The sequence below is a fragment of the Streptomyces sp. NPDC050422 genome, assembly GCF_044458665.1.
Classification (GTDB): domain Bacteria; phylum Actinomycetota; class Actinomycetes; order Streptomycetales; family Streptomycetaceae; genus Streptomyces.
Genome location: NZ_JBITIE010000023.1, coordinates 1 through 22,354 on the forward strand (window position 1 = coordinate 1; position 22,354 = coordinate 22,354).

At 71.2% G+C, this 22,354-nt stretch carries 17 protein-coding genes and 2 pseudogenes; 14 read left to right on the plus strand and 5 right to left on the minus strand.

The window, feature by feature from the left end; translation table 11 throughout:
• Positions 1-364 precede the first annotated feature (364 nt).
• Together ACIBJG_RS31365 and ACIBJG_RS31370 are read left to right on the plus strand one after the other, a co-directional pair.
• Positions 365-1,324: a 5-dehydro-4-deoxyglucarate dehydratase gene (locus ACIBJG_RS31365; protein ID WP_399312631.1), complete on the plus strand. Its 960-nt coding sequence runs from the start codon at positions 365-367 to the stop codon at positions 1,322-1,324.
• The gene (locus tag ACIBJG_RS31370; RefSeq protein WP_399312633.1) at positions 1,321-2,496 is read left to right on the plus strand and encodes a hypothetical protein; all 1,176 of its coding nucleotides are present in this window, start codon (positions 1,321-1,323) and stop codon (positions 2,494-2,496) included. The genes ACIBJG_RS31365 and ACIBJG_RS31370 overlap by 4 nt, the downstream gene beginning before the upstream one ends.
• Here the strand turns inward: ACIBJG_RS31370 and ACIBJG_RS31375 are convergent.
• Positions 2,479-3,693, minus strand: a complete 1,215-nt coding sequence (locus ACIBJG_RS31375; RefSeq protein ID WP_399312826.1) for an MFS transporter — start codon at positions 3,691-3,693, stop codon at positions 2,479-2,481. The genes ACIBJG_RS31370 and ACIBJG_RS31375 overlap by 18 nt on opposite strands.
• A 267-nt stretch (positions 3,694-3,960) precedes the next feature.
• On the opposite strand from ACIBJG_RS31375, the gene ACIBJG_RS31380 reads away from it, so the two are divergent.
• The 12 genes and pseudogenes from ACIBJG_RS31380 (at position 3,961) to ACIBJG_RS31435 (ending at position 18,339) form a co-directional block, all read left to right on the plus strand.
• On the plus strand, positions 3,961-4,617 hold the full coding sequence (locus ACIBJG_RS31380; protein ID WP_399312634.1) for a GntR family transcriptional regulator: 657 nt from the start codon (positions 3,961-3,963) through the stop codon (positions 4,615-4,617).
• A gap of 32 nt (positions 4,618-4,649) precedes the next feature.
• Complete coding sequence (locus tag ACIBJG_RS31385; protein WP_399312829.1) at positions 4,650-5,552, plus strand: dihydrodipicolinate synthase family protein; 903 nt, start codon at positions 4,650-4,652, stop codon at positions 5,550-5,552.
• Complete coding sequence (gene araD / locus ACIBJG_RS31390; protein WP_399312636.1) at positions 5,549-7,273, plus strand: L-arabinonate dehydratase; 1,725 nt, start codon at positions 5,549-5,551, stop codon at positions 7,271-7,273. The genes ACIBJG_RS31385 and araD overlap by 4 nt, the downstream gene beginning before the upstream one ends.
• Positions 7,274-7,427: 154 nt before the next feature.
• Positions 7,428-8,357, plus strand: coding sequence for a sugar ABC transporter permease (locus tag ACIBJG_RS31395; protein ID WP_326735514.1), 930 nt, complete (start codon positions 7,428-7,430; stop codon positions 8,355-8,357).
• The gene (locus ACIBJG_RS31400) at positions 8,354-9,274 is read left to right on the plus strand and encodes a carbohydrate ABC transporter permease (protein WP_399312639.1); all 921 of its coding nucleotides are present in this window, start codon (positions 8,354-8,356) and stop codon (positions 9,272-9,274) included. Before ACIBJG_RS31395 ends, ACIBJG_RS31400 begins: the two co-directional genes overlap by 4 nt.
• Positions 9,275-9,279: 5 nt before the next feature.
• A pseudogene (locus tag ACIBJG_RS31405) lies at positions 9,280-10,434 on the plus strand (Gfo/Idh/MocA family protein); the annotation flags it as partial.
• A 215-nt stretch (positions 10,435-10,649) separates the two neighbouring features.
• A complete protein-coding gene (locus ACIBJG_RS31410; RefSeq protein WP_399312641.1) occupies positions 10,650-11,477 on the plus strand; it encodes a PmoA family protein in 828 nt (275 codons plus the stop codon).
• Positions 11,474-13,033 (plus strand): family 43 glycosylhydrolase, encoded by a 1,560-nt coding sequence (locus tag ACIBJG_RS31415; RefSeq protein ID WP_399312643.1) that lies wholly within the window; start codon positions 11,474-11,476, stop codon positions 13,031-13,033. Before ACIBJG_RS31410 ends, ACIBJG_RS31415 begins: the two co-directional genes overlap by 4 nt.
• Positions 13,034-13,139: 106 nt before the next feature.
• Positions 13,140-14,474, plus strand: a complete 1,335-nt coding sequence (locus ACIBJG_RS31420; RefSeq protein WP_399312645.1) for an ABC transporter substrate-binding protein — start codon at positions 13,140-13,142, stop codon at positions 14,472-14,474.
• Positions 14,475-14,842: 368 nt separating this feature from the next.
• Entirely contained in the window at positions 14,843-15,661 is an 819-nt protein-coding gene (locus tag ACIBJG_RS31425; RefSeq protein ID WP_399312647.1) for a rhamnogalacturonan acetylesterase, read from the plus strand.
• A 65-nt stretch (positions 15,662-15,726) separates the two neighbouring features.
• On the plus strand, positions 15,727-17,070 hold the full coding sequence (locus ACIBJG_RS31430) for a polysaccharide lyase family 1 protein (protein WP_399312648.1): 1,344 nt from the start codon (positions 15,727-15,729) through the stop codon (positions 17,068-17,070).
• A 156-nt stretch (positions 17,071-17,226) separates the two neighbouring features.
• Positions 17,227-18,339, plus strand: coding sequence for a pectinesterase family protein (locus ACIBJG_RS31435; protein WP_399312650.1), 1,113 nt, complete (start codon positions 17,227-17,229; stop codon positions 18,337-18,339).
• Between the two features lie 63 nt (positions 18,340-18,402).
• Here ACIBJG_RS31435 and ACIBJG_RS31440 read toward each other — a convergent pair.
• The 4 genes and pseudogenes from ACIBJG_RS31440 to ACIBJG_RS31455 form a co-directional block, all read right to left on the minus strand.
• Positions 18,403-19,249: pseudogene (locus ACIBJG_RS31440) on the minus strand (pectate lyase).
• A gap of 107 nt (positions 19,250-19,356) precedes the next feature.
• Positions 19,357-20,067 carry a hypothetical protein gene (locus ACIBJG_RS31445; RefSeq protein WP_399312652.1) on the minus strand — a complete coding sequence of 237 codons (711 nt, stop codon included), beginning with the start codon at positions 20,065-20,067 and terminating at the stop codon, positions 19,357-19,359.
• The gene (locus tag ACIBJG_RS31450) at positions 20,064-20,639 is read right to left on the minus strand and encodes a SigE family RNA polymerase sigma factor (protein WP_399312654.1); all 576 of its coding nucleotides are present in this window, start codon (positions 20,637-20,639) and stop codon (positions 20,064-20,066) included. The genes ACIBJG_RS31445 and ACIBJG_RS31450 overlap by 4 nt, the downstream gene beginning before the upstream one ends.
• A 214-nt stretch (positions 20,640-20,853) precedes the next feature.
• Positions 20,854-22,305, minus strand: a complete 1,452-nt coding sequence (locus tag ACIBJG_RS31455) for a peptidoglycan D,D-transpeptidase FtsI family protein (protein WP_399312656.1) — start codon at positions 22,303-22,305, stop codon at positions 20,854-20,856.
• Between the last annotated feature and the right edge of the window lie 49 nt (positions 22,306-22,354).

The window sequence follows — 22,354 nt, forward strand, 5'->3', positions numbered from 1 at the left end:
CTCACCCGCGTCTGCACGCCGGTGGGACGAATGGTGCAGACGCGGGACGGCCGGGTCCGGGGGCGTGCAGGGGAGTCCCCGCAGGACGACGAACAGATACCCGGGTCGTCCGCGTACCGGCGGAACGTTCGTCGTTTGAGGAGACGCCCCGGAGGGACCCCGGACCCCCACCACCGGCGCAGGCGCACCTCGCGGGGCAACCCGCACACACCGAGCCTGTCCGGCGCTTGAGGACGGAACCCCGCGCCCCGGACAGGGGTAACCCCACCTTGACCCGCCCAAGCCGCTGCCTTAGCGTAAGAGCGTTCATGAATATGGACGTCAATCAGAATTGTGCACGCCTGAAACCGCTCAGGGAGCGCCCGTGACCTCAGCCCCACTTGCCGCCCGACTCACCGCTGTCGCCGGGCCGCTCTTCTTCCCCGTCACCGCCTACGGGCCGGACGGCTCCGTCGACCTCGACGCATTCCGCGCGCACGTGCGCAAGGGCGTCGACGCCGGTGCGGCGGCTGTCTTCGCCTGCTGCGGCACGGGTGAGTTCCACGCCCTGACGCCCGAGGAGTTCCGTCTCGTCGTCGCCGCGGCCGTCGAGGAGACCGCCGGTGAGGTGCCCGTCGTGGCGGGCGCCGGATACGGCACCGCCCTGGCGGTCCAGTTCGCGAAGCTCGCCGAGGAGGCGGGCGCGGACGGGCTCCTCGCCATGCCGCCGTACCTGGTCGTCGCCGACCAGGAAGGGCTGCTGGCCCACTACACGGCACTGGCGGCCGCCACCGGCCTGGAGACGATCGTCTACCAGCGCGACAACGCCGTCTTCACCCCCGAGACCGTCGTCGCGCTGGCGCAGACGCCGGGCGTCATCGGTCTCAAGGACGGCTACGGCGACCTCGATCTGATGCAGCGCATCGTCAGCGCCGTCCGTACGGGACTGCCCGGCCAGGACTTCCTGTACTTCAACGGGCTGCCCACCGCCGAGCTCACCGGCCTCGCCTACCGGGGTATCGGCGTCACGCTCTACTCCTCCGCCGTGTTCGCCTTCGCGCCCGATATCGCACTGGCCTTCTACCGCGCCCTGGAATCGGGCGACGACGATGTGGTCAATGCGCTGCTCGACCACTTCTACCGCCCGCTCGTCGAGCTGCGCGCCAAGGGCCGCGGCTACGCCGTCTCGCTGGTCAAGGCGGCCGTCCGCCTCCAGGGCCTGGACGTCGGCGAGGTGCGCAGCCCGCTCACCGAACCGCCGGCCGCGCACATCAAGGAGCTGATGGAGATCATCGGGGCCGGCCGTGCGCTGCTGGAGGGCAGCGGTGCGGGGGAGCGCGGGTGAGGACCTCCGCGTTCCTGTATCCCTGGGATGTCGTCGGGGACCCCGGCGCGGCCGCCCGCGTCGCGGACCTCGGCGTCCAGCAGGTGACGCTCGCCGCCACCTACCACTCCACCCGGGCGCTGACCCCGCGCCACCCCTCGCGCCGCATCGTGACGGCCGAGTACGCCGCGGTGCTCTACCCGCCGGACGCCGGCCGGTGGGCGGGGCGCGGGTTGCGGCCGTACACCCAGGCCTGGGTGGACTCCGACGACGCCTACGCGGAGGCCGCCGAGGCGCTGGCCGGTGCCGGGCTCGACGTGCACAGTTGGGTCGTGCTGGCGCACAGCTCCCGGCTGGGCGCGGAGCACCCGGAGACCTCCGTGGTCAACGCCTACGGGGACCGCTACCCCTGGGCCCCCTGCATCGCCCGGCCCGAGGTCCGGGCGTATCTGGTGAACCTGGCCGCGGAGGCGGCGGTACGCAACGGGGCACGCGGCAGTGAACTGGAGTCGTGCGGCTGGTACGGCTTCGCGCATCTGCACGCCCACGACAAGGTCGCGGGCGTCGGTCTGGGCGACGCGGCGCAGTACCTGATGTCGTTGTGCTTCTGCCCGGACTGCCGGGCCGGGTACGGGGAGCAGGGGCTGGACGCCGAGGAGTTGAGCCGTGCCGTGCGGGGGGCGCTGGAGCCGGTCTGGGCCGGTGCCGGTGCCACGGAAGGGTGGGGCGGCGTCGAGAAGCTGCTCGGCGCGGATCTCGCCGCCGCCACGCTCCGGTGGCGTACCGAGGTGGCGCAGGGGCTCCAGGAGTCGGTGGTCGCCGCGGTGCGGGCGGCCGCGGCCCCGGGATTCCAGGTGCTGCTGCACGCGGATCCCGCGTCGTACCGCTCCGGTGCCAACGTGGGTGTCGACCCTGAGCACATCCTGTCCGTGGCGGACGGTGTGGTGCTGCCCTGTACGGGTGGTGACGCGGCGCGGGAGGCCGTGCTCCGTCCGTTCGCCGGACGCGGGGGCGTTCTCGCGGCCAACCTCACCGTGGTGCGGGGGATGGGCGGCAGCCCGGACACGCTGGAGCGCGACGCCGAGCACGCGGCCTCGCTCGGCGCGAACCAACTGCGCCTGTACCACGCGGGGCTGGCGTCGGGGGCGGATCTCGAAGCCGTCGCCGGGGCGCTCTCACGCCTCGGCCGCTGACGCACGCGGGCCGGCGGGGGCCTTTCCCCGCCGGCCCGTGAGCAGGAGCGCGGCCGGCAGGAGTGCCGCCGCGCCCACCAGGGGCAGCAGCACCCGCACGTCCACCAGCGCGACCAGCCCCGCGCCGAGCGCCAGCGCCACCGCGTTGGGCGCGAACATCAGCGTGCCGGCGGTCGCCGCCGCCCGGCCCAGGACCGCGTCCGGCGTCTCCCGCTGCACCGCCGTCATCGCGGCGATCAGCACGCACGGAAGGCCCACCCCGATCAGCCCGCAGGCCACCAGCGCCACCGCGTCGTACGGCAGCGCCCGCAGGCCCACCGCCACCGCGAACACGGCGATGCCCGCCGCTGTGAACACCCGTTCCGGCAGCCGCCGCAGCAGCGGTCCGGCCAGCAGCCCGATCGTGACGGACCCGACGCCCTGCGCCGCGGAGAGCACTCCCGCGTACGCGGGGGAGTGGCCGAGCGTCCCGTCCACGACGGCGTACAGCGTCGCCCCGTTGAGGCCGGCGCACAGCATCGTGACCGATCCGGCGAGCACCAGCGGCCGCAGCACCGGCGACCCCCACACCTGACGCACCCCCGCAGTCCATTTGCCGTCCCCGGCCGCCGGCCCCGGCTTCCGTACCCGAAGCAGCCCGTAGAGCCCGGCGGCCAGCGCGAAGGAGACCGCGTCCAGCAGGGCCACCGCGGCGCCCCCGAAGCGGGCGTAGAGGGCCGCGCCGGTGAGCGGGGCCACCAGCTTCATGCCCTCGTTCGCCATCATCCGCAGGCCGTTGAAGTCGCCCAGCAGACGGGCGTCCACGGCCTGGGCGACCACGGCCGACTCGGCCGCGTCCATCACGGCAGAGCTGGTGCCGTACACCAGGAGCACCGCGAACAGGATCCAGATCCGCCCGGCCGAGTCCACCGCGGTCAGCGTGGTCAGCAGCAGGGCCATGACGACGTTCGACCAGACCAGCAGCGGCTTCGTCGGCAGCCGGTCGGCCACCGCTCCGAGAGCCGGTCCGAAGAGCACCGGCAGCCAGACGGCGAAGAGGGCGAGCGCCGCCAGACTGTCCGAGCCCGTCAGCGACTTGACCCAGATCCCGGCGGCCAGCGACATCGCGGAGCTTCCGAAACCGGACACCACGACCGCCGCGAGGAACAGGCCCGCCGTCCGGTCCCGCAGTACCCGCCCTGTCGCCGACCATGCCATCGCGCCCACCCGAACCTCCCTGACCTGCACGTTCGTTACGCGATCAGGCTGGCCCGTAAGGCCGCCCGGAGGCATCGGGAGGATGCCGTAGGCGGGGTGGTGGGGGTGGCCGGGCCCCGAGATCGGTGTAGGGCACACGCCGTAGTCCGGTGAAGTTCTTCTGTCAGAAGCGTTGACGAAACATTCTCGGCGCCTCTAGCTTCATCGCGTCGTACTTCGTACGTCATATATGAGACGCGATACGCGAGATGCGAGAGCCCTTCACTCATGACCTTTGCGCCCACCCCGATTCCGTCCCGCACCCAGTACGTGCTGGAGGCGATCAAGCACGCGATCCTCACGGCGCAGCTGAGACCAGGGCAGGCGCTCGTCGAGACCGAACTCGCCGCACAGTTCGGGGTGTCCAAGACCCCCGTCCGTGAGGCGCTCAAGACGCTCGCCGGGACCGGCCTGGTCGTCATGAGCCAGTACAAGGGCGCAATCGTGCGGCTGGTCGACGCGACCATGGCCCGGGAGGTGTACGACGTGCGGCTGCTGCTCGAACCCGAGGCGCTGCGCCGCTCCATCACCCGCAAGGCCTCGCTCGACGCGGCCCAGGAGGCCCTGGAGCGTGCCGACTCGGCGCTCGACAAGGCCGACCGGTCGCTCGCCAACCGGGACTTCCACCGGGCGCTCTACCTCCCCTGCGGCAACCCGCTGCTGGGCCGGATGCTCGACGAGGTCCGCGACCAGGCGGCTCTCGTTTCGACGGTCGCATGGGCGAACAACCCGTCCTGGGAGCGGGAGGCGGCCGAGCACCGGGAGATCCTGCGGCTCGCGCTCGCCGACGACGCGGACGCGGCGGCCGGGGCTCTGCACGACCACATCGCGTCGTTCGTACGCCGCGCGTTCCCCGACGACGAAGACGGGGGTGACGCGGCGTGAACCAGCAGCACACCGACGAAAGGCCTGTCCGCATGGACCTCACACCGCTGAAGGCGGCCCTCGCAGACGTCGTGGCGATCCCGGTGACCCCGTTCGCCGAGGACGGCACCATCGACACGGCGGCGCACCGCGTCCTGCTGCGACGGATGCTCGACGGCGGCGTACGCATCCTCACCCCGAACGGCAACACCGGGGAGTTCTACGCGCTCACCCCCGAGGAGCGGCGCACCGTCACCGAGCTGACCATCGACGAGGCCGGCGGGCGCGCCACGATCCTGGTCGGCGTCGGGCACGACGTGCCGACCGCGGTCGCCGCCGCCGAGCACGCCCGCGACGCCGGCGCCGAGATGGTGATGGTGCACCAGCCGGTCCACCCGTACGTCTCGCAGGACGGCTGGATCGACTACCACCGGGCCATCGCCGAAGCCGTCCCCGGGCTCGGTGTCGTCCCCTACATCCGCAACCCGCACCTCGACGGTGAGTGCCTGGCGGTCCTCGCCGACAGCTGCCCCAACGTCATCGGCGTCAAGTACGCCGTTCCGGACGCCGCGCGCTTCGCCGCCTTCGCCCGGGACGCGGGCCTGGACCGGTTCGTCTGGGTCGCGGGCCTCGCCGAGCTGTACGCCCCCGCCTACTTCTCCGCGGGCGCCACCGGATTCACCTCCGGGCTCGTCAACATCGCCCCCGGAGTCTCGATGGCCATGCTGGAGGCGCTGCGGGCCGGTGACCATCCGGCCGCCATGAAGGTCTGGGAGCAGATCCGCCGCTTCGAGGAACTGCGCGCCGACCGGCAGTCCGCCAACAACGTGACCGTCGTCAAGGAGGCGCTGGCCTCGCTCGGCCTGTGCCGTCGCGACGTGCGCCCGCCCAGCCGGGTGCTGCCCGAGTCGCAGCGCGCCGAGGTCGCCGACCAGGTCGCCGGGTGGTCCATATGAGCCGCATCGCCCCCGAGGAACTGCGCAGCCACCAGTGGTACGGCACCGACGGGCTGCGCTCCTTCAGCCACCGGGCCCGCACCCGCCAGCTGGGCTACCTCCCCGAGGAGCACCTGGGCAAGCCGGTCATCGCGATCCTCAACACCTGGTCCGACATCAACCCGTGCCACGTCCATCTGCGCGACCGCGCCCAGGCGGTCAAGCGCGGTGTCTGGCAGGCGGGCGGCTTCCCGCTCGAATTCCCGGTCTCCACCCTTTCGGAGACGTTCCAGAAGCCGACCCCGATGCTCTACCGCAACATGCTGGCGATGGAGACGGAGGAGCTGCTGCGCTCCTATCCCGTCGACGGCGCGGTGCTGCTGGGCGGTTGCGACAAGTCGACGCCCGCACTGCTGATGGGGGCGGCCTCCGTCGACCTGCCGGCCGTGTTCGTGCCCGCCGGGCCGATGCTGCCGGGGCACTGGCGCAACGAAGTGCTGGGTTCCGGCACCGACATGTGGAAGTACTGGGACGACAAGCGGGCCGGACTCATCGGCGACTGCGAGATGGACGAACTGGAGAACGGGCTGGCCCGCTCACCCGGCCACTGCATGACGATGGGCACCGCCTCGACCCTCACCGCCGCCGCCGAGGCACTCGGCGTCACCGTCCCCGGCGCCTCCTCCATCCCGGCCGTCGACTCCGGCCACGACCGGATGGCGGCGCAGTCGGGCCTCCGGATCGTCGAACTGGTGTGGCAGCAGCGGAATCTGTCGTCGATCCTGACCGCGGAGGCGTACGAGGACGCCGTCGCCACCGTCCTCGCGCTCGGAGGCTCCACCAACGCCGTCATCCACCTGATCGCCATGGCGGGCCGCTCCGGCATCAAGCTCACCCTGGACGACTTCGACCGCATCGCCCGCACCGTGCCGGTGCTGGCCAATCTGCGCCCCGGTGGGAAGTACCTCATGGAGGACTTCCACTTCGCCGGCGGACTGCCCGGGTTCCTCGCCCGGCTGACCGACGTCCTGCACCTGGACCGGCCCACGGTCACGCACGACACCCTGCGCGAACAGCTCGACGGCGCACTCGTGCACAACGACGACGTCATACGGGAGCGCTCCAACCCCCTCGCCCGGGAAGGCGGCGTGGCGGTGCTGCGCGGCAACCTCTGCCCGGACGGGGCGGTCATCAAGCACATCGCCGCCGAGCCCCACCTGCTGCGCCACACCGGCCCCGCGGTCGTCTTCGACGACTACAGGGAGATGCAGCGCACCATCAACGACCCGGCCCTGGCCCTCACTCCGGACCATGTGCTGGTGCTCCGCAACGCCGGACCCAAGGGCGGCCCCGGGATGCCCGAGTACGGCATGCTGCCGATCCCCGACTACCTGCTGAAGCAGGGCGTACGGGACATGGTGCGGATCTCCGACGCCCGGATGAGCGGCACCAGTTACGGCGCCTGCGTCCTGCACATCGCCCCCGAGTCGTACGTCGGCGGCCCGCTCGCACTGGTCCGCACCGGTGACTCCATCACTCTGGACGTCGATGCGCGCCTGCTCCAACTCGACGTGACGGAAGAGGAGCTGACGCGGCGCAGGGCCGAGTGGACGCCACCGGCCACCCGGTACGAGCGCGGCTACGGGGCGCTGTACCACGACCAGATCACCCAGGCCGACACCGGCTGCGACTTCGCCTTCCTGGCCCGGCCGGGAGAAGTCCCCGACCCCTACGCCGGCTGAACGGCCCAGCAGAATTCGGGCGCACCGCTTCGTTCGGTATATCGAACATCATGCGGCAAGCGCTTGCGCACTACACGCATCACCATGCACAGCACCCTCACGCACCCTCAGCACCACCGTGCACCCCGTACCTGAGAGAGAACGGAGACGTGTCATGGCCCAAGCCGCCGCTGTGGCCACACCGCCCAAGGTGCCCAGGCGCCGCTCCGCGAGCCCCCGCCGACTGCCGTATCTGCTGATCGCCCCCGCGGGGCTGCTGATGCTGGGCTTCATCGCCTACCCGGTGATCAGCGTCTTCTACTACAGCCTGCAGAACTACAACGTCACCAAGCCGTGGCGGAACGGCTTCGCGGGCTTCGACAACTTCACCCGGATCTTCACCGACGACGACCAGTTCTGGACGACGCTGGGCTTCAGCGCCCAGTGGGTGGTCGTCCAGGTCGCGCTCCAGCTCACCCTCGGGCTCGCGCTCGCTCTGATCGTCAACCAGAGCTTCATCGGCCGCGGCATCTCCCGCGCCATGGTCTTCTCGCCGTGGGCCGTCTCCGGCGTGCTGACCAGCACCATCTGGATCCTGCTCTACAACTCCTCGACCGGGTTCAGCCGCTACCTCGCGGACGCCGGGATCGGCGACTACGGCACCTCCGTGCTCTCCGACACCGGAACCGTCTTCTGGGCCGCGACCGTCGCCGAACTCTGGCGCGGAGTCCCCTTCTTCGCCATCCTCATCCTTGCCGACCTGCAGTCCGTCTCCAAGGAGCTGTACGAGGCGGCGTCCGTCGACGGCGCCGGGCGGATGCGGCAGTTCTTCCACATCACCCTGCCCCACCTGCGGGACGCGATCATCCTGTCGACGCTGCTGCGCGGTGTCTGGGAGTTCAACAACGTCGACCTGCTCTACACCCTCACCGGCGGCGGACCGGCCGGCGAGACCACCACCCTGCCGCTCTATGTCGCCAACACCGGCATCGAGGGCCACGACTTCGGGTACGCCTCCGCGCTCACCACTGTCGCCTTCGTGATCCTCCTCTTCTGCTCGATCGTCTATCTGCGCCTGAGCAAGTTCGGAGGCGACCACAAGTGACTGCCGCACTGGCCGAGAAGAACAGCACCGACGCCGCACGACCGCCCGTCCAGGACAGCCGCACGCCTGCCGCGCGCCGGCGCTCCAAGCCCGGCCGCGAACGCGCCTTCGACGACGTACCGCGCTGGCAGATCTACGTACCGCTCGGCATCTACCTCGTCTTCACCCTCATCCCGTTCTACTGGATGTTCCTGTTCGCCGTGCGCCCCGCGGGCTCCACCTCGCTGGTGCCCTGGCCGATGACCGGGGAGCACTTCTCCAAGGTCTGGAACGAGCGCAGCTTCGCCGTCTTCTTCCAGAACAGCATGATCGTCGGGGTCTGCACCCTGGTCTGCACGACGCTCGTCGCGCTGGCCGGCGGCTACGCGCTCGCCCGGTTCAACTTCAGGATCAAGAACGGCTTCATGCTGGCGCTGCTCTGCTCGCAGTTCATCCCGGGCGCGCTGATGCTCGTACCGCTCTTCGAGATCTTCAAGAACCTCCAGATGATCAACTCCCTGGGGAGCGTGGTCATCGCCGAGACGGTGTTCCAGCTGCCGCTCTCCATCATCCTGATCAGCGGATTCATCAAGAACGTGCCGGTCTCCCTGGAGGAGGCCGCCTGGGTGGACGGCTGCTCGCGATTCCGGGCCTTCTGCGCGGTGGTGCTGCCGCTGCTGCGGCCGGGACTCATCGCGGTCGGCTCCTTCGCCTTCGTGCACAGCTGGAACCACTTCCTGTTCGCCCTGATGTTCCTCAGCGAGCAGGACAAGCAGACGATCCCGGTCGGCCTGAACACCCTCATCGGCGCGGACAGCGTCGACCTGGGTGCGCTCGCCGCGGGCGGAGTGATCGCCGCGGTCCCCGTGGTGATCGTCTTCGCCTTCATCCAGAAGTGGCTCATCACCGGCTTCAGCGCCGGCGCAGTGAAGGGGTGACGGACATGCCGTCCCTGACACCCGTCCCGATCGTGCTCGCGGGCGCCCGCGGCCACGGCTGCTGGCACCTCGCCAACATCCGCCGTCTCCAGCACCAGGGCCTCGTCCGGCTCGCGGGCGTCTGCGAGTTGAAGCCGCTCGACGACGGCGAACTGCACGCCTTCGCGGGTGAACTCCCCGAGCAGTCCGCCAACTTCGGTGCGCTCCTGGACTCCACCGGGGCCCGCGCCGCCGTCATCTGCACCCCGATCCAGACCCACGCCGAACTGGCGCTCACCGCCGCCGGACGAGGCGTCCACCTCCTGCTGGAGAAGCCGACCGCCGCGACCCGGGCCGACTTCGAACGGATCCTCGCCGGGGTGCGGCAGTCCGGCATCGCCTGCCAGGTGGGTTTCCAGTCCTTCGGCTCGCACGCCGTGCCCGCCATCCGCGAGCTCGTGCGCACCGGCGCCATCGGCACCGTCCAGGGCTACGGGGCCGCGGGCGCCTGGGTCCGGGACGAGGCCTACTACCGGCGGGCGCCCTGGGCCGGGCGGCGCCGGATCGGTGACACGGACGTCGTCGACGGGGTCCTGACCAATCCGCTGGCCCACGCCGTCGCCACCGCCCTCGAACTCGCCGGCAGCGGCACGGCCGAGGACATCACCGGAGTCGAGACCGAGCTGTTCCGCGCCCACGACATCGAGGCCGACGACACCTCCTGCGTACGCATCACCACCGCAGCCGGGATCCCGGTCACCGCCGCCGTCACCCTCTGCGCGGAACAGGCCGGGGAGCCCTATGTGATCGTCCACGGCGACCGCGGCCGGATCACCTTCTGGTACAAGCAGGACCGCGTCCTCGTCCAGCGCGCCGGACACGGCCCCGAGGAGGCGGTGCACGGACGGACCGATCTCCTGGAGAACCTCGTCGATCACCTGGTGCGGGACAGGGCCCTGCTCGTACCGCCGCACCGCACCGGCGCGTTCATGGAGGTCGTCGAGGCCGTACGGACCGCCCCCGAGCCCCGCGCCCTGCCGGACGACGCCTGGTACACCGTGCCGGCAACCGCCTCCACCGCCCCCCGCCGGGTGGTGCGCGGGATCGACCAACTGGTCGCCGCGGGCGCCGACACCCTCACCCTCTTCTCCGAACTCGGCGCCCCCTGGGCGGCCAGGTCCGGTCTGGGGTTCCCCCGCGGCGTCGCGGCGCCCGGCACCGCCGCCTCCGGCGTTGTCGTCAGTCGCGATGTTCCCCGATCTCTCGGCTTCGCTCGAGCAGGGGAGGCCCCATCCGCCATCCCCCCCTCCTCCGCCTTGGATCCGACGGCACCGGGCGCCGCTCCTTATCCCGCGCTGGAACCCCGGACAGGACCTACCACCGAGGTGAGTTCATCGTGACGACCACCGCACTGCTGAGCTGCGCAGGCCGCCCGGTCGGCCGCTACACCTACCTCCCCGCCACCGACGGCCGCCCCTACCTCCACCCGGTCACCACCCTCGCCGGTACCTCCGTCACCGAGGAGCGCCCGGCCGACCACGTCCACCACCTGGGCACCTCCGTCGCCGTCCCGGACGTCGCCGGGCACAACTTCTGGGGCGGGCGCACCTTCGTCCGTGACCAGGGCCCCACCGTGCTCGACAACCACGGGGTCCAGCGCCACCTCGGCTGGAAGCTCCGCGACCCGGACGGGTTCGTCGAGGAGCTCAGCTGGGCGGCCGGCGACACCGAACTGCTGCGGGAGCACCGCACGGTCGCCGCGGCCGAACTCTCCGCCACCGCCTGGGCGCTGGACTTCTCCTTCTCGCTCACTAACCGGGGCACCTCGGACCTGTCGATCGGCAGCCCCGCCACCAACGGCCGGCCGGGCGCCGGATACGGCGGCTTCTTCTGGCGAGCGCCCAAGGAGGCCTCGGCGCCCGCCGTTTTCAGCGGGTCCGCGGACGGCGAGGAGGCGGTGCACGGGAAGGCTGCCGACTGGGTGGCGTTGAGCGGCGACGGCTGGACCCTGGTCTTCGCCGGGGCGACCGAGGAGACCCGCCGGGACCCGTGGTTCGTGCGGACCACCGAGTACCCCGGCGTCGGCTCCTCCCTCGCCGCCGCCCACCGCCTCCCCGTTCCCGCAGGCGCGACGATCGTGCGCCGGATCGTCACGGTCGTCGCGGACGGCCGGCTCGGCCGGGACGAGGCCGCCGCCTACGTCCGCCGGGCGGTGACCGCGTGAGCGCGGCCGGCGAGCGCCCCTGGACCGCCGACCTGGGCGACGGCACCTACCGCAACCCGGTGCTGAACGCCGACTGGTCCGACCCCGACGTGGTGCGGGTCGGCGACGACTTCTACCTCACGGCCTCCAGCTTCGGCCGGGTCCCCGGACTGCCGCTGCTGCACTCGCGCGACCTCGTCAACTGGACCCTCATCGGCCACGCCCTGGACCGGCTGGAGCCGGCCGCCGACTTCGCCGTGCCCCGGCACGACTGCGGGGTGTGGGCGCCGTCGCTGCGGCACCACGCCGGACGGTTCTGGATCTTCTGGGGCGACCCCGACCACGGCATCCAGCAGATCAACGCCGAGGACGTCCGCGGCCCGTGGAGCGCACCCCATCTGGTCAAGGGCGGCAAGGGACTGATCGACGCCTGCCCGCTGTGGGACGAGGAGACAGGCGAGGCATACCTGGTGCACGCCTGGGCCAAGTCGCGCTCCGGCATCAAGAACCGGCTCACCGGCCACCGGATGAGCCCCGACGGACGGGGGCTCCTCGACGAGGGCAAGACCCTGATCGACGCCGACACCATCCCCGGCTGGTTCACCCTGGAGGGCCCCAAGCTCTACCGGCGCGGCGGCGAGTTCTGGATCCTCGCCCCGGCCGGCGGCGTGAGCACCGGCTGGCAGGGCGCCTTCCGCTCCCGGGAGTTCTTCGGGCCGTACGAGGAGCGCGTCGTCCTCGCCCAGGGCCGTACCGAGGTCAACGGGCCGCACCAGGGCGGCTGGGTCACGACCGCGGCGGGCGAGGACTGGTTCCTGCACTTCCAGGAGCGCGGGGCGTACGGGCGGGTGGTCCACCTCCAGCCGATGCGCTGGGACGCGGGGGACGGCGGCTGGCCGGTCATCGGGGAAGGGGGCGAGCCCGTCACCGTACACACCAAACCGGTCGCGCCCGAGCAGTCCGCGGCGGCCCCGGCCAGTGGCGACAGCTTCCCGGGCGGCCGGTACGGCAGGCAGTGGCAGTGGACGGCCAACCCCCGGCCCGGCTGGACCGTCGAGCACGGTGGGGACGGGCTGCGGCTCAGCTGCGTACGGACCGCGTACGCACACGATCTGCGGGCCTTGCCCAACGTGCTGGTCCAGCGGCTGCCCGCCGAGACGTTCACCGTCGAGGCCGATCTCGCCCTGGGCAGCGAGGTGCCGGGGGCCAAGGCCGGTCTCGCGGTGCTCGGGGACGCGTTCAGCTGGATCGGCCTGGAGCGGACGGCGGACGGCGGCGACGGGATACGGCTCGTGCACCGGTACGCCGAGACGGTCGCCGAGCACGAACGCGACGCGGCGCACAGCAGGGCGGCCCCCGACGGCACGGCCCGGCTGCGGATCGAGGTCGCCCCCGGCGCCCGCTGCCGCTTCTTCGCCGACACCGGGGACGGGACCGGATTCAGGCCCTCGGGCCAGGTCTTCGCCGCCACCCCGTGGCGCTGGGTCGGCGCACTGCTCGGCCTGTTCGCCACCGCACCGCCCGGGACGGGGCCGGCCGGGACGGCCTGCTTCACCGGATTCCGCGCCACCCCCTGACCCGTATCGGCCGGGCCGATTCAGGACGCCGGCCCGCCGGCACCGGAACCACCGAACCCCCCACTCATGCGCACGGACCGAGAGAACCGAGAGAGAAGAGCCGATCATGAACATCTCGAAGACGCAGCGGGGGCGTGCCACGGCCGCTGTCTCCCTTGCCGCGGTGCTCGCACTGACCGCGACCGCCTGCGGTGACGACGGCAGCGACAAGGGGACCGAGGGCAGCGGCAAGGGCGAGATCACCTTCTGGGACAACAACGGTGGTCCGCGCACCGCCATCTGGACCGAGATCATCAAGGACTTCGAGAAGAAGTACCCGGACATCAAGGTCAAGTACGTCCCGATCCCGATCGCCGACGTGCAGTCCAAGTACGACACGGCCATCGCGGGCGGCGGCCTGCCGGACGTCGGTGGCGTCGGCACCGCCTACCTCGCCAACATGGTCTCGCAGGAGGCCCTCGACCCGCTCAACGACCGCATCAAGGACTCCGCCCTCAACGGCAAGCTCGTCGAGGGCATGGTCGCGAGCGTCAAGGACGCGGGCGGCCGGGGCGACGACATGTACTCCGTGCCGACCTCCGCCAACAACGGCGCACTCTGGTACCGCACCGACCTGTTCAAGTCCGCGGGCCTCGAAGCGCCCACCACCTGGGCCAACTTCTACAAGGCGGCCGAGAAGCTCACCGACTCCAAGGACAACAAGTTCGGCTACACCATCCGCGGCGGCGCCGGCTCCATCGCCCAGGCGATCGACGCGTCGTACGGACAGTCCGGCATCACCGAGTTCTGGAGCGGCGACAAGACGACGCTCAACGACCCGAAGAACGTCGCCGCGCTGGAGAAGTACGTGGCGCTGTACAAGAAGACGACGCCCGCCGCCGACGTCAACAACGACTTCACCAAGATGGTCGCCCAGTTCGACACCGGCACCATCGGCATGCTGAGCCACAACCTCGGCTCCTACCAGGACCACCTGAAGGCGCTGGGCGAGGACAAGTTCGCCGGCATACCCAACCCGATCGGTGACGGCGGCACCCGGGTCCAGGTCTCCAACCCGGTCGACGGACTCGGTCTGTTCCGGTCGAGCAAGAACAAGACGGCCGCCTGGAAGTTCATCGAGTTCGCCGCCTCGCACGAGTCGAACAGCAAGTGGAACGAGTCCGCGGGCGCCATCCCGGCCAACACCGAGGCCGCCAAGGACCCGTGGATCAGCGCCACCGAGCCGACCGAGCTCGCCGCGAAGGCCCTCACCGACGGTTCCACCAAGATCGTGCAGCTGCCGTACTACCTGCCGGACTGGAACAACATCAGCAAGGCGGACAACGAGCCGGAGTTCCAGAAGCTGCTGCTCGGCAAGGTCACGGCCAAGGCCTTCCTGGACAAGATCGCGGACGAGCTGAACAAGGCCCAGAAGGAGTGGAAGGAGATCGGCAACGGCTGATCCGGCCCTCAGGGCCTCTCGTTCGGATCAGGCTGGGCTCGCGGGGTCCTCCGCCGCACCTCGCGGCGTTGTCGTCGGCCGTCAGGTTCCCCGAGATCTCGGCTGCGCTCGAGCAGGGGAGGCCCTACTCGCCATGACTCCCTCCTCCGCCTTGCGATGCACGGCACCGGACCCCGCTCCCTGATCCAGCCTGATCCAAACGAAAGACCCTGGTCAGTCCGGCACCCCGGTGACCGGGGACCGGCGGAGGTTCGGGTCGCGTCCCGCCGCCGGTCCCCCTCTGCTCCTGCACTTCTCCTCCTGCACCCCGTACCGCCGTACGCCCCGCGTACGCACCGCTACGCATCCACGAGAGAGGCAGTTTCACCGTGTCGCTCACCCGCAGGCAGACCGCGGCCGCCCTCGCCGCGCTGCCCCTCGTGCTCGCCACTCCCGCTGCCGAGGCGGCGCACGGCCGCCCGCGCCCCCGCACCCTGTACATCGCCGGCGACTCGACGGCCGCGCAGAAGTACGCCGACGCGGCGCCCGAGACCGGCTGGGGCATGGCCCTGCCGTTCTTTCTGGGCCGCACCCTGACGGTCGCCAACCACGCCATGAACGGCCGCAGTTCGAAGAGCTTCGTCGACGAGGGCCGGCTCGCCGCCCTGCTGGAGGAGGTCCGTGAGGGCGACCTCCTGCTGATCCAGTTCGGTCACAACGACGAGAAGACCGAGGACCCGGCCCGCGGCACCGACCCGTACACCACCTACCAGGACCACCTGCGCCAGTACGTGCACGGCGCACGGTCACGCCGGGCGCGGCCGGTCCTGCTCACGCCGGTGGAGCGCCGCCGCTTCGCGGCCGACGGTACGGCGAAGCCCACTCACGGCGATTACCCGGCCGCGGTGCGCGCGCTCGCCGCCGAGGAGCGCGTACCGCTGCTCGACCTCCAGGCGCTCACCCTCGCGCGCTGGCAGGAACTCGGCTCCGAAGGCACGTTGGAGTACTTCAACTGGCTGGAGCCGGGACAGTCGCCCAACTACCCCGACGGGCGACAGGACAACACGCACTTCCAGCCCCGCGGCGCCGTCGAGGTCGCGCGTCTCGTCGCCCGGGCCCTCGTGGCCGGGAAGGTACTCGCCCCGCGCGACGTACGGCGCACCGATTCCGCGATCCCGTTCGAATGGATCACCTGGCCGCAGGCCTGACCCCGGCCGCCCCGCCCGTTCCTCCTCTTCTCCTTTCACCTCACCTCACCACCGAAGGATCCGCCATGCCCGCACGCATCTGTCATGCCCGCGCCATTGCCTTGGTGATGGGCTGCGCCTCCCTGGCGCTCGCCGTGTCCGTCCCCGCCCAGGCCACCGGGCACCCGGGCGGTCCCGGCCACCACAAGGGCATCGACCGCGCCGTCCTCGCCAAGGGCGACGGCTGGGCCGCGGCCGACGGCTCCACCACCGGCGGCGCCACCGCCACCCCCGACCACATCTACACCGTGAGCAACCGGGCCGAGCTCATCGCCGCCTTCGAGGACGCGGGCGACGCCCCGAAGATCATCAAGATCGACGGCACCGTCCACGGGAACTCCGACGCCGCGGGCACCCCGATCGACTGCGACGCATACCAGACCGACGGCTACACCCTGGACAAGTACCTCGCCGCCTACGACCCGGCCACCTGGGGCCGCACCGAGGTTCCCTCGGGCCCCCTGGAGGACGCACGGCTCGCCTCCGCCAAGCTGCAGAAGGCCGCGGTGAACGTCTACGTTCCGTCCAACACCACGCTCGTCGGTGTCGGCAAGGACGCGACGGTCATCGGCGCCAGTCTCCAGATCCAGAACGTCTCCAACGTCATCGTCCGGAACATCTCGTTCGAGGACACCTACGACTGCTTCCCCCAGTGGGACCCCACGGACGGCGACACCGGCCACTGGAACTCCGAGTACGACAACCTCGTCGTCTACGGCTCCGACCACGTCTGGGTCGACCACAACACCTTCAGCGACGGGGACCGCCACGACGCCGACCAGCCGCGCTACTTCAACGAGCTGTACCAGCAGCACGACGGGCTCTTCGACATCGTCAAGGGCGCCGACCTCGTCACCGTCTCGTACAACGTCCTCAAGGACCACGACAAGACGATGCTCATCGGCAACAGCGACGGCGCCGGCGCGACCGACAGCGGCAAGCTCCGGGTCACCCTGCACCACAACCTCTTCAAGGACGTGAACGAGCGCGCCCCCCGCGTCCGTTTCGGCCAGGTCGATTCGTACAACAACCACTTCGTCGCAACCAAGGGCAGCGTCTACGGCTACACGTACGGCATCGGCGCCAAGTCCCAGCTCGTCGCCGAGCACAACGCGTTCAGCCTCAGCGGTGAGTTCGACAAGGCCAAGATCCTCAAGAAGTGGTCGGAGTCCTCGCTCACCGCCTCCGACAACTACGTCAACGGCCGCCGGACGGACCTCGTCGCCGTCCACAACGCGGGTGTCCCCGCGGAGCAGCTCACCACCGGCGCCGGCTGGACGCCGACCCTGCGCACCAGGGTCGACCACCCGCTGCTCGTGCCCCTGCTCGTCGGCCTCAAGGCGGGTGCCGGCCGGATTCCCGGCGCCTGACGGCGCGACTGACCACCGACCGCCCCGAACCGGCGGGCTTCCCGCCGGTGCCTTCCCGGCACCGGCGGGGGCCCGCCCGCCCCGTCGCGCGACCCCTGAGGAAGTCGCGACCCCTGAGGAAGTCGCGACCCCTAAGGAAGTAGGGAAGTACCGCCCATGCCCAGCAGACGCAGTGCCCTGACCCTGCTCGCGGGCGGCAGCGCCGCCCTCGCACTCGGCGCGGCCCCCACCGCGCACGCCCACGGCCGGCCCGGCGGCCACCGCCCCTTCGGACGCTACGGCTCACCGTCCCGACGCCTCGACGCCGGTGCCCTGTACGTCGACGCCCACGGCAGGGGCGACCACGCCACCGTCCAGTCCGCCGTGGACGCCGCGACCGGCATCGGCCGCACCCTGGTGATCGCCCCGGGCACCTACCGCGAGACGGTCGACATCCCGGCCGACCGGACCGGTCTCACCCTCATCGGCGCGAGCGGCGACCCGCACGACACCGTCATCGTGTACGCCAACGCCAACGGCACCCCCCGGCCCGACGGTTCGGGGACGTACGGCACCAGCGGATCCGCCACCGTCACCGCCCGGCCCGCCGGACTCACCGCCCACGGCCTGACCTTCGCCAACGACTGGCTGCGTGCCGACCACCCCGAATACACCGGCACCCAGGCCGTCGCCATCAAGGTGCAGGGCGACCGTTCGGCGTTCTACGGCTGCCGCTTCCTGGGCCACCAGGACACCCTGTACGCCGACTCCCTCGCCCTCACCGCCTTCGCCCGCCAGTACTACCGCGACTGCTACGTCGAAGGTGACGTCGACTTCGTCTTCGGCCGCGCCACCGCCGTCCTCGACCGCTGCCACTTCCGTACCCTGACCCGCACCGACCTGGCGTCCGCGCCGTACGGCTTCGTCTTCGCGCCGAGCACCGCCGGAGCCAACCCGCACGGTTACCTGGTGGTGCGCTCCCGCATCACCAGCGCCGCGCCCAACGGGTACTTCAAGCTGGCCCGCCCCTGGGTGCCCTCCTCCGACCTCACCGCGCACCCGATGCTGACCGTCCGTGACAGCCACCTCGACGCCGGGACCGACACGGACGAGCCGTACGGGACCATGGCCGCGGGCTTCCCCTGGCAGGAACAGCGGTTCGCGGAGTACCGCAGCACCGGCCCCGGCGCGCGCGTCACCGTCCCCGCCAACCGCCCCCGGCTGACGGCGTCCCAGGCGCGCCTGCACACCCCCGCCGGCTGGCTCGGTGACTGGCGTCCGTACGCGTAGGACGCGCCACCGCATGACGGGAGCCCCGCCGGACCGGTCCGGCGGGACTCCCGTCACCTTCGCTCAGTTGTAGCTGATGTCCGAGCTGCTGTACTTGCAGTACGTGCCGTCCGGCCCGCTGCCCGTCTCCGTCGGCTCGTCACCGTCGTCGTTGCCCGTGTAGCGGACGCACGGCTTGATCTTCTTGCTGCTGTCGCCGTGGATCCGGACCGACTTCAGCGTCGCGGTGTCCCCGTAGTTGGTGTTGATCCCGACCAGGGCCTTGCCCGGCGCCGTCACATCGACGTCGCTGACCGCGATCGTGCGCTTGTACTGCTTGGAACAGTTGCCGCAGGAGCGCACGAGCTTGCCGAAGTCCGAGACCTGGAACCCGCTGATGGTCAGCGTGCCCGCGCCGTTGAACTGGAAGACCTTGTCGTCGGCCTTCCTGGCGCCGCCGCCGGTCACCTTGTACGTGGCGCCCGACGAGGTGCCCTTGAAGGACGCCGCGTCCTCGCCGACGTCCTCCCACCACACGTTCTGGATCGTGCAACTGCCCTTGCAGTGAATGCCGTCGGCGGCCGGCGAGCCCACGACGACGTTCTTCAGGACCGCCCCGTCGGCCAGTTCGAAGATCGGGTCCTGACCCTCGTCCTGGCCGCCGTCCCCGAGGTCCCCGCTCCCGTAGAAGCGCTTCAGCTTGCCGTCGTACGTCCCCGAGACCTTGATGGTCGCCGAGACGGCCTGCGAACCCGACGGCGTCGGCCACGCGGCGGCCGCGGCGGCGGGGGGCCGCGCCGGCCGACTGGACCAGCAGGCCGGTGCTGAGTGCGGCGCCGGTGACGGCCAGCGCGGTGGCCGAAGCGGCGATCATGCGGCGGCGGCCGGAGCGCCGTGCGTGGCTGCCGTGCAGTGCGGCTCGTTTCTTCATGCCGATGTCCCGTTCCTCGGTGGTGGGGGAGTGTTGCGCTCCTTGGTCGCCACCGCGGGGGCAGGGGTTGCCGGGTTTCGCCGTCTTCTTTCCGCTCGTCCGTCCGGTCAGCGGTCCGGGCCGAAGTGGTCGCCCACAGCGGACCGTTCACCCGTGGTGCGGACCGCGTGCGCGGTCAGGTAGTCGCCCGTCGCGTCGCGGGCGCCCTCCGCGTGGTTGTACTGCCCGGCGAACGTGTGGGTACCCGCCGGCACGGTCCGGCCCACCCTCAGCGCCCACCGGTAGACGAGATGGCCGCCGTCCTCCGTCATTGACACGGTGAAGTCCTTCGCCGGCAGCGAGCGCCAGGAACCGGTGCTGGTCACCCCGCCGGTGAGGGCGATCCGCAGCTCCACGGTGAGCGAGGACAGCGGCTCGGCCGTCCGCAGCGTCACGTTGCTCTGCGCCCAGTACGCGTTGGAGTGCGGGTCCACGACCCCGTCCGTCCACAGCGGCCCGTCCTCGGTACGCAGCGAGCCGAGGGCCGCGGGCGGTGTCACGGACGGGGTGGGAGGAGGCGCGGCCACGCGTGTGCCCCGCGATCCGTCCTCACCGGCGGAGGTGACGGCGACCGCACCGAACGCCAGCACCCCGCAGACCGCGGCCGTCGCACCCGCGACCCGCAGCCACGGCGCGGGGGCACGCCGCGGGCGCACCACCCGGGCCGGCGGGCGGCCCCCGGCCATGCCGCGCTCCACCCGGGCCAGCATCCGCTCCCGGTCGGGGCGGTGCGCCTGGGCGGCCTCCCGCAGCCGCACGGACAGCTCCTCGTCCTTCACCGGTCTCCTCCGCTGGGCTGCGCCGCGACGACCGCCTGCACTTGCGCGGCGGCGGACGTCTCCGGACCCAGGATCCGCTGCAGTTCCGCGACGGCACGCGAGGTCTGGCTCTTCACCGTACCCACCGAGATCCCGAGCACCAGCGAGGTGTCCCGCTCCGAGAGGTCGAAGGCGTGCCGCAGCACCACACAGGCGCGCTTGCGGAACGGCAGCCTGCGCAGCGCCCCCTGGACGTCGACGACCGCCGACACGTCCGGATCGTCCACCGCGTCATCGCCACCGCGCGGTGCCCAGAACAGCGCGATCCGGCGCCGCTCGCGCACCGCGCTGCGGATCCGGGTCCGCGCCATGTTGGCGACGACGCCGCGCGCGTACGCCACGGGATGGTCGGCGTTCCGGACCCGGTCCCAGCGGTGCCAGAGCGCCAGCAGTGCGTCGGCCGCCAGATCGTCGGCGGCATCGGCGTCACCGGTCAGCAGATGGGCCAGCCGGGCGAGTTCGGCGTAATGGGCCTCGAAGAACTCGTGGAACTCGGCGGCAGCGGCATCCGCATGGTCGATGGATGTGCCCACAGCTACCTCATCTCCGCGCTCGCATCCCGGTGCCCGCGTGGTCGGATTGTGTACGTTCCCAGCCGCCGCCCACGGCGGGCGGGCGGGGCGAGAGCGTACCAGCGCGTCACGGAAGCGCTTCGACGCGGGTACGTAACAAAAGAGGAAGAGGGCCCGTCGCACGACAACGTCCCGGCACTCCGGGGCGGGGTGCCGGGACGTTGTCGTGTGACGCCTACCGCTGGAGCGCGGCCTTCATCATCTTCTGGGCGATCGGGGCCGCGAGACCGTTGCCGCTGACCTCCGACGCCGCCGAACCCGAGTCCTCCACGATCACGGCGACGGCGACCTCCTGGCCACTGGAGTCGTCCTTCGCGTACGAGGTGAACCACGCGTACGGGGTGTTGCCGTTGTCCACGCCGTTCTCCGCGGTGCCCGTCTTGCCGCCCACCTCGGCCCCGTCGATCCGGGCGTTGGTGCCGGTGCCCTTCTCCACGACGGTCACCATGGCGCTGCGCAACTGCTCGGCCGTGGACGAGGACACGATCCGCTTCGTGTCACCGTCCACGAAGTCCTCCAGTGTGCCGCCGTCCGCGTCCGTCACCTTGGAGACCATGTGCGGTGCGGCCAGCTCGCCGTCGTTGGCGAGGGCCGCGGAGACCATCGCGATCTGCAGCGGTGTCGCGGTGACCTCGAACTGGCCGATGCCGCTCAGCGCCGTCTGCGCCTTGTCCATCCCGGACGGGTAGATGCTCTTCGAGGCCCGTACCGGCACATCGAGCTTCTCGGTGTTGAAGCCGAACTTCTCCGCCATCGCCCGCACCTTGTCCTGGCCGAGATCGGCGGCGACCTTGCCGAAGACGTTGTTGCAGGAGTACTGGAGCGCCACGCGCAGCGTCGCGTTCTCGCAGGGGGCGGAGGCGCTCTCGTTCCTGAGGACGGTGCTGGTCCCGGGCAGCGTGTACGGAACGGGGCTCTTGGTGGGCTCGTCGACCGAGCTGTACAGCCCGTTCTCCAGCGCGGCCGATGCCACCACCAGCTTGAACGTCGAACCCGGCGCCAGCGGCTGCCGCAGCGCGCGGTTGACCAGCGGCTTGTCCGGGTCGGCGAGCAGCTTCTGCCAGGCGTCGCCGTCCGTCGTCCCGCTGATGTCGGAGGGGTCGTACGACGGGGAGGAGACCATCCCCAGGATCTGCCCGCTCCGCGGGTCGATCGCGACGGCCGCGCCCTTGTCGTCACCGAGAGCGTCGGACGCCGCCTTCTGGACGTCCGGGTCGATCGTCGTCAGCACGTTGCCGGGCGCGCTCTGCTTGCCGGTCAGCGCGTCCAGCGGGTTCTTCAGCCGGGTGTCGGTGCCGTCCAGCACGTCGCTGTAGATCCCTTCGAGCTGGGTGGAGCCGTACGCCTGCGAGCCGTAACCGGTGACGGCCGCGTAGCGGCTGCCCTCCTTGTAGGTGCGTTTGTACGCGAGATCGCTGCCCTCCGTCTTCTTCGATCCGGTGACCGGGGAGCCGGCCACGATGATGTCGCCGAGCGGCTGCGCGTACTGCGCGATGGTGTTCCGCCGGTTGTGGTCGTCGTCTGCGAGCGCCCGGGCCTGGTACGCCTGCACCCAGGTCGCCCGCCCCAGGAGGGCGAGGACCAGCAGCAGGGAGAAGACCGAGGCGCGCCTGATCGTCTTGTTCATCCCGCTGGAGGGACGAGCGGGAGGCCGCACCGCGTTCCCGGTTGTGCCG

What these genes read in the sequence shown, in the direction of transcription:
- ACIBJG_RS31380 (WP_399312634.1), top strand. Translation starts at nt 3,961, where the DNA reads ATGACCTTTGCGCCCACCCCGATTCCGTCCCGCACCCAGTACGTGCTG.
- ACIBJG_RS31395 (WP_326735514.1), top strand. Translation starts at nt 7,428, where the DNA reads ATGGCCCAAGCCGCCGCTGTGGCCACACCGCCCAAGGTGCCCAGGCGC.
- ACIBJG_RS31375 (WP_399312826.1), bottom strand. Translation starts at nt 3,693, where the DNA reads ATGGCATGGTCGGCGACAGGGCGGGTACTGCGGGACCGGACGGCGGGC.
- ACIBJG_RS31385 (WP_399312829.1), top strand. Translation starts at nt 4,650, where the DNA reads ATGGACCTCACACCGCTGAAGGCGGCCCTCGCAGACGTCGTGGCGATC.
- ACIBJG_RS31455 (WP_399312656.1), bottom strand. Translation starts at nt 22,305, where the DNA reads ATGAACAAGACGATCAGGCGCGCCTCGGTCTTCTCCCTGCTGCTGGTC.
- ACIBJG_RS31435 (WP_399312650.1), top strand. Translation starts at nt 17,227, where the DNA reads ATGCCCAGCAGACGCAGTGCCCTGACCCTGCTCGCGGGCGGCAGCGCC.
- ACIBJG_RS31420 (WP_399312645.1), top strand. Translation starts at nt 13,140, where the DNA reads ATGAACATCTCGAAGACGCAGCGGGGGCGTGCCACGGCCGCTGTCTCC.
- araD (WP_399312636.1), top strand. Translation starts at nt 5,549, where the DNA reads ATGAGCCGCATCGCCCCCGAGGAACTGCGCAGCCACCAGTGGTACGGC.
- ACIBJG_RS31430 (WP_399312648.1), top strand. Translation starts at nt 15,727, where the DNA reads ATGCCCGCACGCATCTGTCATGCCCGCGCCATTGCCTTGGTGATGGGC.